The sequence below is a fragment of the Methanosarcina sp. WWM596 genome (assembly GCF_000969965.1).
Classification (GTDB): domain Archaea; phylum Halobacteriota; class Methanosarcinia; order Methanosarcinales; family Methanosarcinaceae; genus Methanosarcina.
In genome coordinates this window covers 461,692-474,192 of the sequence record NZ_CP009503.1, presented here as the reverse complement: position 1 = coordinate 474,192, position 12,501 = coordinate 461,692, and the positions used below count along the sequence as shown (strand labels likewise).

Sequence of the window (12,501 nt, the reverse complement as noted above, 5' to 3'; positions counted from 1 at the left end):
CTTTACCGTCACTCTTTTACAATTAATGATTTACCTTTCATCTCTTCAGGTTTAGGGACCCTAAGAAGCTCCAGGAGGGTGGGAGCAAGGTCAGACAATTTTCCGTCCTCAAGGGCTTTTACTTCACCGTTTCCTGTGTAAATGCATCTGACAGGATTTGAGGTATGGGCTGTATGCGGCTCTCCGGTGTGTTGATCTTCCATCTGTTCGGCATTTCCGTGGTCTGCAGTGATAAGTGCTACACCTCCTGCTTTTTTCAGAGCTTCTGTAATCCTACCCACGCAGTCATCAACGGTTTCTACCGCCTGTACCGCAGCTTCAAAAATTCCGGTATGCCCGACCATATCCATATTTGCAAAATTGAGTATAATTACATCATACTTTCCTGACTGGATTCTCCTGACCACCTCATCCGTAACTTCATATGCACTCATCTCGGGTTTGAGGTCATAAGTGGCAATTTTTGGTGAAGGAATCATGCAGCGGTCTTCTCCTTCATAGAATTTTTCCTGCCCGCCATTCAGGAAAAAAGTCACATGGGCATATTTCTCGGTTTCTGCAATGCGAAGCTGGACAAGCCCTTGCTTGCTAAGTACTTCTCCAAGCACATTATCCAGTTTTTCAGGTGGGAAGGCAATAGGCAAATCCAGGGTTTCATCATACTGTGCCATGCAAACATAGTGAACCTTCGGGCGTTTTTCCCTGGCGAAACCTTCGAAGTCCTCATTTACAAAAGCCCAGGTAAGCTGCCTTGCTCTATCGGGCCTGAAATTAAAGAAAATTATTGAATCATTGTCCTGTATGACTGCCTTGGGATTTCCTTCAGGACCAGTGACTATAGTAGGTTTTACAAATTCATCATTTTCCCCCCTACCATAGGCTTCAGAAACTGCAGTTTCAGCATTAGGAGCTGTATACGGAGCAACTCCGAGAGTCAGGGCATCATAGGCAAGCTGTGTCCTCTCCCAGCGCTTATCCCTGTCCATTGCGTAGTAGCGCCCTGAGACTGTCGCAACCCTGGCACTCCCGCTCTTCTTACAAAAAGCATCAAGTTCCTTAATATCTGCAAGAGCAGCTTTGGGGGGTACGTCTCTCCCATCCAGAAAAGCATGTATATATACTTTTTTTAGCCCTTTTTCCTGTGCAAGGTTGATAAGGGCATAAAGGTGGGTCATATAACTGTGAACGCCTCCATAAGAGACAAGCCCCATGATATGCAGGCTTGAATCATTGAGCTTTGCGTTCGAAATTGCATCCAGCAAAACAGGATTTTTAAAAAAGTCACCGTTCCTAACAGAGAGGTTTATTCTTGTAAGGTCCTGATAAACGATTCTCCCTGCCCCTATATTCAGATGGCCGACTTCAGAGTTTCCCATCTGACCTTCCGGCAGACCTACGGCTTCTCCAGAGCATTTTAAAAAGCACCATGGATATTCTTTCAGCAGGCTGTCGAGGTTTGGAGTCCTGGCTGCCAGGATAGCGTTTCCTTCTTTTGCTTCCCTGTAGCCCCATCCATCAAGGATCATGAGCATAAGAGGTCTTCTTGCCTGAGTCATATAAAGGGAATTCCACACCTGTTCATAAATAGCTTGTTATGAAACTCCATAATATCCAGCCATAAGATTCTCTAATAGCTTATAATGAAAAATATATGTTATATATTAATGATGTATTAAAAATTTATTTACTGTCCGTAAATATAAGTATTAATAATTACATATTTATCCAAAAGGTAAAAACGAGAACACAAAAACGACCCGTGTCTCTGTTAACATCTATAGAAATGTCTGGTTAGGTCTCCGGTAACAGGTAGGTGGATTGACCTTTAGGATTGTTAGGAGGATGATTATTATGAGTGAGGAAATTCAAGACATTATGAATCTTACGCACGTAAAAATCCAGGATTATACGGCGAACCCGGCTCCCCTGGGTTTGATGGCTTTCGGAATGACAACTGTGCTTTTGAATATACACAATGCAGGCTTCTACCCTATGAACGCGATGATCCTTTCAATGGGCTTTTTCTATGGTGGGATAGCTCAGGTCATTGCCGGGATCGAAGAATGGAAGAAAGGCAATACATTCGGAGCCACAGCTTTTACCTCATACGGATTTTTCTGGCTCACTCTGGTAGGAATTGTCCTGCTTCCGCAGTCTGGAAACTACTCAGGATTGGCAGCTGAGGCATTCCCATTTGCTGCATACCTCTTCATGTGGGGAGTTTTCACCTTTTTCATGTTCATAGGCACTCTGAAAGCCAACAGGGCATTACAAGTTGTTTTTCTGACTCTTGCGATCCTTTTCTTCCTGCTTGCTGCCGGAAACTACCTTGGCAGTGAGGCAATACTCAAAATAGCTGGTTATGAAGGAATTATCACAGGGCTTTCAGCCATCTACGCGGCCCTTGGCCAGGTGCTGAACGAGATGTATGGTAAAAAGATGATTCCTCTCTGAATTTGCGGAATAAAATCACTTAATTTCAATTATTCACTTTCCCTATATTGGGATCGTTTTCCGGGCTAAGTGTCCGGATTTCTTTTTTTTAACTAATATGTGTTTTATCCTCATTATCCTCATAATCCCATTATCCTCATTATCCTCATTATCCTCATTATCTTCATTATCCCATAATCTTCATTATCCTCATTATCCTCATTATCCCATAATCTTCATTATCCCATAATCTTCATTATCCTCATTATCCTCATTATCCCATAATCTTCATTATCTTCATTATCCCATTATCTTCATTATCCCATTATCTTCATTATCCCATTATCTTCATTATCCCATTATCTTCATTATCCCATAATCTTCATTATCCTCATTATCCTCATATCCTCATTATCCTTATTTCTGGGAATCTTTTTTTAGAAAATTATATTTAATACTTATTAATATATTTATAACATTATATAGAAAGTTCAATGTGGGAGGCTGAGGAAAATACCATGAATGTAAAAATTGATTGGAATGAAGTCTGGAAAGAAAGAATAGAATTCCAGAGCAAGGCTAGCCTCAATACCGACTGCTCCAGTATCTGGCAGAAAAAAGAAAACACCAGGAAATTCTGAGAAATGTCTCTGGAAAATAAAGATAGGGTTGAAAAAACCCTAACTGGAATGGCCCTTACCTCCGAATCCAGAGTTCTTGACATTGGAGCAGGCCCCGGACGCCTGGTAATTCCTCTTGAGGAGAGGGTTGCGCATGTAACAGCAGTCGAGCCTGCAGAAGGAATGATGGAGGTTCTGAAACAAAATATCAAGACTTATGGAATCAGGAATATTGACTGTGTCTATAAAGACTGGGAAACTGTTAATGCAATATCTGACCTCTGTCCCTCCTATGATGTCGTGTTTGCATCTTACTCCCTGGGCATGAAAGATATTCGGGCTTCAATCCAAAAAATGGTTGACGTATCTTCAGGATATGTTTACCTATACTGGTTTGCAAGAGATACTTCCTGGGATATACACTCTCGAAACCTCTGGCCTATCCTGCACGGGCACGAGTATAGGCAGGGTCCAAAAGCAGACGTTCTTTACAACGTACTCTACGATATGGGAGTCTATCCTGATGTGAAGGTTTTTCCTTTTGAGCACAAAAACCGCTTTGAAAACATCGAAGAAGCTCTTGAGCACTTTAAGCCTCAATACGCTGCATTTTCACCTGAGCAGGAAGAAATTCTAAGGTCCTACCTTCAAAAGATGCTGGAAGAAGACAATGGGGCTCTCGTGCAAAAGGGCTGGAGCACAAGGGTGAAAATGTGGTGGAAAGTCTCTGCCTTTTGAAATAAGAATATTTCGAGTACAATCTTTCAAATATCCTTTTAGGACAATTTATATATACGAATATTACTGCTAAAAATAGTTTGCGAAATCAATATATATATTTTTTTCCAAGTGATTCCTCCCTAGAAATGTCCGTATCAAAGGTTTGGACAAGGTTTTTTTGCCCTCCGTAAAAACAAAGAGGACAAAGTGTTTTCTCCCTTTTTTGTCTGTGTTTTTTCCCTTTTTTGTCTGTGTTTTTTCCCTTTTTTGTCTGTGTTTTTTCCCTTTTTTGTCTGTGTTTTTTCCCTTTTTTGTCTGTGTTTTTCCCTTTTTGTCTGTGTTTTTTCCCTTTTTGTCTGTGTTTTTTCCCTTTTTGTCTGTGTTTTTCCCTTTTTTGTCTGTGTTTTTTCCCTTTTTTACCTGTGTTTTTTCCCTTTTTTACCTGTGTTTTTTCCCTTTTTTACCTGTGTTTTTTCCCTTTTTTGCCTGTGCTTTCTTCTAAACTCTAGGGCTTGCTCAAAGAGCTGAGAATCAGGTCATCCATAAAGGTCCCAAAATCTATTCCCGTGCTATCCAGAACCTTAGATTTTACAAAAAATAAGAATGTTATCGTTATGAAAGTTGTCAATCCGGCGACAACCCCATTTTGGGTCATTTTTGTTTTTACGAAGGTTAAATATTCGTTTTAAATTCACCATCGATACTCAGAGTACAGGGTTAATCCTGTAGAATTACACGTTTTTGTGCGCGTTCAAGTTCTTAGAATAACGTATCCCGTTGCATTTTTTAAGAAGTCAAAGATCAGATAGTTTATCTGTATAAATATAATTGATAGATAATTATGTTAATTATTAGTTTAATGATATACAATTTGTCCAGTAAAGTATTAATTATACAGATCTATTGATATTATAATGAAATAATAATATTTAAAAGTCATACAGTATTAATTTCATGGACTCCAATGTATTTTCTGGAAATTTAGAGCAGATTTTCAAGTACATAAGAACTAAAGCTCCTGAATACAAAGAGGAAAATGCCACTCTCGAACTCCTTAAAAGTTCTGTTTTAGTTGCGTTCTCTGGTGCACTACGGATACATCTCGCATTTTTACTATTCCATATTCAATCAAGCATACTAACTTGCATTGCAGGTGGTCTAATAATTTATACTGTATACACACTTGACAGAGCTTTAGGAGCCGAGGAAGATACTGTAAACCGGGCGGAACTGAATGGCTCGAATAAAAAAGTTGGACTCACGGTTTCACTGCTGGCTTTTATGATAGGAACTTATATACTAGCAAAAGAGGGAATGCTTGCACTTGCGTTCATGCCCTTCATAACTGGCTACCTGTACAGTAAAGGAATTAAAATAGGAAGGTTCGCTTTGAAACTAAAAGGAGGACTTGGAGTTAAGAATATTGTTGTGGGGCTTACATGGGGCATTTTTATTGCAGGTCTTGCAGGCAGTGGATGTGGAAACCTGGTCCCTATCGTTCTGGTTTTTATTTTCTTTGGAGTTAAAGTATTTATCAACTCTGCCATATATGATTTCAAGGATATAAAAGGAGACACTCTTGCAGGTCTCAAGACTCTTCCCGTAAGCCTTGGAACACAGAAAACCCGCAATCTTCTTACTGCCATGCACCTGCTTTCTCATCTAGCGCTTGGGATTGCCCTTATCCATGGAGTCCTTGCTTTCGAACCCCTTATAGTTCTCTATAGTTTCATTTGCGGACTTATATGTATCCAGAGCTTTACAAATTCTGAGGACGAGAAACTTTCTTCCCGAAAACTTGAAAGGACCGTTCTTGTAGACGGGGAATCCACTTCTATTCTTGGACTCAAGATGGTTGCAGGCGCTCTGATTACATAAAGACCTGGCTGTACAAAAGATACTAATTAAAAATATAATAAAAAACTCGATCTGGTAATACATCTGGAGCCTGATGTTTACATTAAGACATTTACAAAAGCATTATACGGAAGATAGAGAGCCTTGTAAGACAGAAAAATTCATATTACCCTTATCAATAGGCCTTAAAGAGGTCAGACTGAAGATCAAGCCTCTTCATTTGAAGATCAAGCCTCTTCATTTGAAGATCGAGACATTTAGCCTCTTCATTTGAAGATCGAGACATTTCATTTGAAGATCAAGCCTCTTTATTTGAAGATCAAGCATCTTTATTTGAAGATCAAGACCTTCCATTTATACTTCCAATTCAATTATTCAGCTTTTTTCTTTTCAGACTCTCAAAACATCTGCGAACATAGGAAATTACAACCTTTCGATTTACAGATTCTTAATCTCAACTGCATTCTCTTTATAATGTTTAAAAAGGTCTTCTCCCCATTTAATGGATGAAGAATCAAAACCCACAAGGTCAGTTCTCGGGTCAAAAGTTCCGTTTTTGAAAAACAGTGAGAGTGATACAAACCTGTCTGTTACGACAAAAGCTACCTTTGCGCTGTCGTAGACATGGAAACTTGTGTGTTTGTACTTAAGAAACTCTTCAATTTCAGCGCTATGCTCACTTTTTAATTTGAAAAAGACATTTGGCGTAACAATTATGGAAATAGGGATGTTCCTTCGGGCCATCTCAAGAAACATCGATGGATAGCTGGGAAGGAAAATGGATGTAAAACCCATAAAACGGCTGGCAGTCAGGACATTTTCCATGAATGCTTTATGAGAGTCATAAATATGTTCATGTTCATCCTTTACAACTCTACACTCCTTTAGATCCAAAATTCTGTTTAGCAACGTCTCGGGAACTGCTCCAAGGTCATGGTCTCTCCAGAAGTCTTCGTTTGCTTCTATAGCTGCCAGAGTGTCAAGGAAAGGTTTGTAATAGATGGCTGAAACTTTTCCCAGGGAAGTCAACTGATACACTCCTTCCTGTCTGACAATTAGATTCGCATTTTCCATTTCTTTCAGGCGAGGTAGAATTTCCGGGGATCTTACATCGAAGTAGTCCCTGATCTCCGAAAGGGTCCTTGGACTCTCCTTAAGTAAAAATCAAATTGCGTGCGGCCACCCCAACCTAAAGGATGGGGTATGCTGATGGGCCGCCCGCCCGGTTATTCTGGTACTTAGAAATCGTCAATTTTCCGTTGCCTAGACTTTAATCTATATGATTGAACCTCTGTTTTCGGTTTTCCCTGCGACTCCTTAATGTAGTGCTTGATTGTGTCAGCGGTTACATTTCCAACGGATCGATAGAATTTACCACTTGACCATAGACTTCCACCCCAATATCGTGTTCTCAGTTCAGGATGAAGCTTGAACAATCTGTAAGAACTACCTCCTTTCAAGTATTGAACCACCTCTGATAGAGAGGTGCTTGGGTGGAATTCCAGGAACAGGTGAACATGATTATCTACAACTTCCAGAGCATGGATTTTGTAGCCTTTCTCTGTGCAAATATTGTGGAATATAGACTCGCAATCCTTTTTAACTCGTTTATTGTAGAATATCTTGTATCGATACTTAGGCACCAACACGATGTGGTAGGTAATCTGACCATAGCCATGGCTAAAACTGCGCAATTCCAACGCTTATCACATCCTAGCCATAGGTAGCTGGAACCACCTGTGGCTATGGTGTCAAAAAACCTCATTTTACAAAAAAACGATGATTGATACAGTTTAAGCGAATACAAAACAGCCAGCGAGGGTTCACTTCATCCCCGACCTGAAGGTCAGGGTATTCGTGACCCTCTGCACTCCCATAGTAATAAGATGTCTTTTCGTTTTTCAGAGAAGGTTAGGATGCTTAAAAGTCCAATTGATTTCACACATATCAGCCCGTGATTATTAGTACTGTTTCTGGAGAAATTTGAGAGATATTATGGAAAAGTAAGTTCTCCGGCTTTTATTTGAAGTGAAGGCAAATTGTTTTTTGAAATTCTTTTCATTTTTTATATTGAATTGATGTGGCAGTTATATCAGAGTGATATAATATTGCTAGAATGATATACGAATTCAATATATATTATCTTTTTCAAGAGTAGACTTGATTCTTAATAATTTATTATTGAATTTAGATATTCTGTGTAACAGTCTTTCGAAAACATAAGATATCCGGTTGAAAAAACGCACATGACTTTCAAAAAAAAGTTATTATAATAAAGATATAGAATTATTCTACCAATATACAGTTTAAAGCTGCATACTCAGCACGCCGGTTAAAAATCATAAATAAAAAATTGAGATTTAATGTAACCGTTTGATGAATTGTTAATGAAAGTATGCAGATCCAGCAGTGAAGTAAATACAGGATGTGATATATTAATAAATTAATAAAATTTGCCATCCATTAACCCATATGTACAGCACTTGATTAAGGATACATAAGAGCTTCAACTCCGGCAAATCTCTTATCTTTCAAACCATGCTATTCTGAAAATAAGTAATAAGAAATAAGCTTAAAATGAGAATGTGCCCTGCTTTAGATGCAGGGGTACTCGAATTTTTACATTGAACTCAAGTGTATACCTTGAGTAAGTGTATACCTTGAGTTATTCTTTATCTTTATTGATATTTCAATGAAGAAAATGCCGCATACCTGTAAAAACCAGGGAAACTCCAAGTCGGTTTGCAGTATCAATAACTTCGTTATCTCTGATCGACCCACCGGGAGAAACAATATAACGAATGTAATTTTCTGCTGCGTGGACGACGCTGTCATCGAAGGGGAAGAAAGCGTCTGATGCCATTACACATTCTGACATAATCTTCTGGCAGTACTCTTCAAATGGTGCAGCAGGCTGCTCACGTTCGTAGATTACCCTTAGATTTTCAACTGCCTTTGTGGCTGCCAGTTTGCGGATCGAGTCCACCCTGTTAGGTTGCCCTGCTCCCATACCCAGTACCATGAAGTATCCAGGTTCGTATTCGTGGGCAAGGGTCACAGCATTGGATTTTGTGGCTTTGCAGGCTTTAAGGCAGAACTCCGAGAGAGCGCGCTTGTCCTCAGGATAGGAAATTTCAGTAACAGATTCCCATTTTTCGTAAATCCCTATATCGCGGCTCTGCTTAAGCATGCCTCCAATTACATACTTGTAGGTATACTCCATCCCAAAAACCTCCCTAAGTTCTGGAAGTTTCAGGAGCCTCAGATTTTCACTTTTATTTTTCAGATATTCAAGAGCATCGGGCTTGAAGTCAGGAGCAAGGATAATTTCTACGAATTTCCCGTTCAGAAAAGTTGCAGCTTCGAGGTCAAAAATCTCGTTTGTACAGATTATGCTTCCGTAAGCCGAAATCGGGTCTCCGTCCCAAGCAGCCTGCAGAGCTTGCAAGAGTGTATCTCCAGTAGCAAGTCCGCACGGGTTATTGTGTTTCACAATAACAACAGCAGGAGAAGTGTTTCCCAGTTCTTTGACCGTCTGAAGGGCGTTGTCGGCGTCCACATAGTTGTTGTAAGAAAGTTCTTTCCCGTGCAACTGGGCAACTTTTGCCAGGCTCGGACCTTCAATTTTAGGGTCTTTAAAAAAAGAGGCTTCTTGATGCCAGTTTTCCCCATAGCGAAGTTTCACGCCATCGGAAAATTTCAGGCGCAGTACCTCTTCTCCAAGCAGAGTCCTGCTCAGGTAAGTATCAATGGCTGCATCATAATCAGCTGTATGCCTGAAAGCTTTAACCGCGAGGTCAGCACGGGTTTTATCGGAGATTACTCCACTTGAGCGCAGTTCTTTAAGGACATGACCATAGTCCGAAGGGTCAGATATCACTGTTACCGAGCGGTAGTTCTTAGCTGCCGAACGGAGAAGGGTCGGACCCCCGATGTCTATGTTTTCGATGGCTTCTTCAAGTTCCACACCCTCTTTGGAAACCGTTACTTCAAAGGGGTATAGGTTTACAGCCACCAGATCGAGGAGAGAGATATCTTCTTTTGCAGCTTCCTCCATCTGTTCTTTGCTGTCCCGCAGGCATAAGAGCCCGCCATGAATTCTCGGGTGGAGAGTTTTGACTCTTCCTCCCATCATCTCCGGATAGCCTGTGACTTCCGCGACATCGGTAACCTCGATGCCGGCGTCGCGAAGGATTTTCGCAGTCCCACCCGTTGAGATGATCTTCACGCCAAGTGCTTCAAGCCCGCGTGCAAATTCCGCAATTCCTGTCTTGTCTGAGACGCTGAGCAGTGCCCTTTTTACCAAAAAATCACCAATATACTTGGTTTAAAAATTATTAGCTATAAAACTTATGGTTTACACGTTATTTTATTAGTAAGAAACTTTTTTTTATTGAAAAAATCAGAGTTTAACTCCTCAAATGCAATATTTCGGTTAACATTTAATCATGAACCTCTTGGAGTTCTAGTTCTTTAAGTTTTTGGTATTTTGTGAACTATCTCACGCTAAAGCATTGAGGTTTCTTACATCTAGATCTAGATTTTGGCCTGGAAAAGGTAAAATAAAAAGAGATTCAGTTTCCTTTGAGAAAATTGTTCTTATGGCTGGGGCAGGGAAAATGAAAACAATAATGGAGTTTTTTGATGCCTGAAAAAAAACCGACGAAATCGACCTCTAATGAGCCCTGGCAGGAGTATGATATTCCTGACAACAGGCATAATTTTGACCGGGTATGGGCTCATTTAAAGGAAGAGTACCCGGATGCAAAACCTTCTCTTAACTACAGCAACCCACTAGAACTTCTTGTAGCAACTGTCCTCTCTGCTCAGTCAACGGATGTCCAGATCAACAGGGTGACTGAAAATTTATTCAAAAAATACAGGACTGCCGAAGACTATGCCAGCGCAGACCTCAGGGAACTTGAAATTGACATTTATTCTACAGGGTTTTACAAAAACAAAGCAAAAAATCTCAAAGCTTCCGCGCAACTGATTATCGAGCACTATAATGGAGAAGTGCCAAAGACAATGGGTGAACTGATTACCCTGCCAGGGGTCGGGAGAAAAACAGCGAATATAGTGCTTGCCAGGGCTTTTGGGATAATAGAGGGTATTGCCGTGGATACCCATGTAAAAAGAGTCTCTAGAAGGCTTGGATTTACCAGGCACTCCGACCCTGAAAAAATCGAACAGGATCTGATAGCCCTTACCCGAAAAGAAGACCTTGATTCAATTTCCATGACCCTGATATATCACGGGAGGAAAGTTTGCCAGGCAAAAAAACCCAGATGCCGCATTTGTGTTGTAAAAGAGCTGTGCCCTTCAAGTATTATATTTATCGGGGAGTAACAGAATTCTGCTAAAAAGCAGCTTCTCCCACTATCTGGAAGAAGATAGCTTTTCAAAAATGAGAAACGATTTTTGCTCAAGCTTTTTTATTGAAAAGTTTCCCAAACCCGAAACTGATTGCCAGTACTGCAAGCGTTCCTACTGCAATTGCCAGGACTTCCCCGCTCTTCCCCATGCCTTCAATTGAATAATCAGGCATTGGAGAACTTACTGCAGGTTCCATTTCTTCAATTTGGGTCATTTTCGATTCATCAATTATCTCTCCGGCAGCACTTTCAAGCCCGTCCGGGTCGGGAGATGCAAGAAAGGGGGCCAAAACCGAAAGTAAAAGTGCAATTGCAATTCCAGCATAAAGGAATTTCATATTTGAGTTACCGCTCATGCATGAGTCTCCTTCTTAGATTTTTCCGGTCTGTCAGTGAAACTGTCTTCAAGCAGATCAGGGCGAGATTTTGAAATCGCTGTGATTACAACTGCAGTGATCAGCCCTTCTCCGATGAAACCAATTATCAGGTGATAGGTGCCCATTGCAATGAGACCTGGAACAAGGGGGAAAATGTCTGCAATCCACATCTGAACTGCGCAGACAATTGACGAGATAAAGAGCCCAAGCCAGGCACCTCCAAAGGCTGCGATGATTGTGCCCATACTCTTACGAAGAACAACATACGTATAATATCCCACAAACCCGGAAACAACTCCCATGTTCAGGATATTTGCGCCCATTGCGGTGATCCCGCCATCGCCAAAGGCAAACCCCTGAACAAGCAACACAAGCGTAAGTACGAGAACTCCTGCCCAGGGGCTTCCGAAAACAATAGCAACAAGGGCTGCCCCGACCATGTGTCCACTCGTTCCCATTCCGATAGGAATATTCATTGCCTGGATAGCAAAGATTCCTGCTGCAAGGGCGGCAAGAACTGGCACTTTCATTTCATCAAGTTCATTTTTTGCCCACTTCATTGACATTATAATAAATGGAAGGGCAATTACCCAATAGACAATTGCCTGACTTAACGGCATAAAAGAATCAGGTATATGCATTTTTTTATTCCTCTTTTTAAACCTTGTTTTTTATAGATTTCATTTACACTGTGAACATTCCATATCCCTTGTTTTTCAGAATATTCATTACATAAAGAATAAAAAACCCAAAAAGTCAAAATTTGTTAAGTATTATCATGTGAATTATTACAATTAGATATCTATTATGACTGTTCCTAATGTGTATTTTGAGAGTCATTTTCAGGAGATTTTCTGTATAATTTTAAATAATTCAGTATTACATATATACATTTTGGTATTATTTTATTTGATAATTTTTTTTATGAAATCTCCTTCAGTGTTGGCATAATTATTTTTTAATCAAATTAAGTAACCTTGGATCTTCCATCAAGTCGAATAGATATTCATCTAAGAAAAGTTGGTGTTAATCCACATCAGTCCCATTTTTACTAGCTTTTTGATCCCTGAATGATTGCTTTTATAAGCATTTGAGTAATATGTGCTCATCAGATTTTAA

The 12,501-nt window shown here is 40.2% G+C and carries 11 protein-coding genes; 5 read left to right on the top strand and 6 right to left on the bottom strand.

The window, feature by feature from the left end:
- Positions 1-8: 8 nt before the first annotated feature.
- On the bottom strand, positions 9-1,556 hold the full coding sequence (gpmI, locus tag MSWHS_RS02120; RefSeq protein WP_048125613.1) for a 2,3-bisphosphoglycerate-independent phosphoglycerate mutase: 1,548 nt from the start codon (positions 1,554-1,556) through the stop codon (positions 9-11).
- A gap of 295 nt (positions 1,557-1,851) precedes the next feature.
- Between gpmI and MSWHS_RS02115 the strand changes: the two genes are divergently transcribed.
- From MSWHS_RS02115 to MSWHS_RS02100, 4 genes are all read left to right on the top strand, one after another.
- Positions 1,852-2,454, top strand: a complete 603-nt coding sequence (locus MSWHS_RS02115; RefSeq protein WP_048125611.1) for an acetate uptake transporter — start codon at positions 1,852-1,854, stop codon at positions 2,452-2,454.
- 497 nt (positions 2,455-2,951) lie between these two features.
- The gene (locus MSWHS_RS21885) at positions 2,952-3,074 is read left to right on the top strand and encodes a hypothetical protein (RefSeq protein ID WP_255350482.1); all 123 of its coding nucleotides are present in this window, start codon (positions 2,952-2,954) and stop codon (positions 3,072-3,074) included.
- A 3-nt stretch (positions 3,075-3,077) separates the two neighbouring features.
- Positions 3,078-3,791, top strand: coding sequence for a class I SAM-dependent methyltransferase (locus tag MSWHS_RS02110; protein WP_255353711.1), 714 nt, complete (start codon positions 3,078-3,080; stop codon positions 3,789-3,791).
- Between the two features lie 936 nt (positions 3,792-4,727).
- The gene (locus tag MSWHS_RS02100; RefSeq protein ID WP_048125605.1) at positions 4,728-5,651 is read left to right on the top strand and encodes a UbiA family prenyltransferase; all 924 of its coding nucleotides are present in this window, start codon (positions 4,728-4,730) and stop codon (positions 5,649-5,651) included.
- A gap of 417 nt (positions 5,652-6,068) precedes the next feature.
- On the opposite strand, the gene MSWHS_RS02095 is transcribed toward MSWHS_RS02100, so the two are convergent.
- The 3 genes from MSWHS_RS02095 to purH form a co-directional block, all read right to left on the bottom strand.
- Entirely contained in the window at positions 6,069-6,704 is a 636-nt protein-coding gene (locus MSWHS_RS02095) for a winged helix-turn-helix domain-containing protein (protein ID WP_231585537.1), read from the bottom strand.
- 164 nt (positions 6,705-6,868) lie between these two features.
- Complete coding sequence (gene tnpA, locus MSWHS_RS18785) at positions 6,869-7,330, bottom strand: IS200/IS605 family transposase (RefSeq protein WP_082088120.1); 462 nt, start codon at positions 7,328-7,330, stop codon at positions 6,869-6,871.
- A 989-nt stretch (positions 7,331-8,319) separates the two neighbouring features.
- A complete protein-coding gene (purH, locus tag MSWHS_RS02085; protein WP_048158705.1) occupies positions 8,320-9,936 on the bottom strand; it encodes a bifunctional phosphoribosylaminoimidazolecarboxamide formyltransferase/IMP cyclohydrolase in 1,617 nt (538 codons plus the stop codon).
- Between the two features lie 338 nt (positions 9,937-10,274).
- Between purH and nth the strand changes: the two genes are divergently transcribed.
- A complete protein-coding gene (nth, locus tag MSWHS_RS02080; RefSeq protein ID WP_048125600.1) occupies positions 10,275-10,979 on the top strand; it encodes an endonuclease III in 705 nt (234 codons plus the stop codon).
- A 76-nt stretch (positions 10,980-11,055) separates the two neighbouring features.
- Here nth and MSWHS_RS02075 read toward each other — a convergent pair whose 3' ends face one another.
- Both MSWHS_RS02075 and cbiM read right to left on the bottom strand, forming a co-directional pair.
- Positions 11,056-11,361 carry a PDGLE domain-containing protein gene (locus MSWHS_RS02075; RefSeq protein ID WP_048125598.1) on the bottom strand — a complete coding sequence of 102 codons (306 nt, stop codon included), beginning with the start codon at positions 11,359-11,361 and terminating at the stop codon, positions 11,056-11,058.
- The gene (gene cbiM / locus MSWHS_RS02070; RefSeq protein WP_048158704.1) at positions 11,358-12,023 is read right to left on the bottom strand and encodes a cobalt transporter CbiM; all 666 of its coding nucleotides are present in this window, start codon (positions 12,021-12,023) and stop codon (positions 11,358-11,360) included. Before cbiM ends, MSWHS_RS02075 begins: the two co-directional genes overlap by 4 nt.
- Positions 12,024-12,501 lie beyond the last annotated feature (478 nt).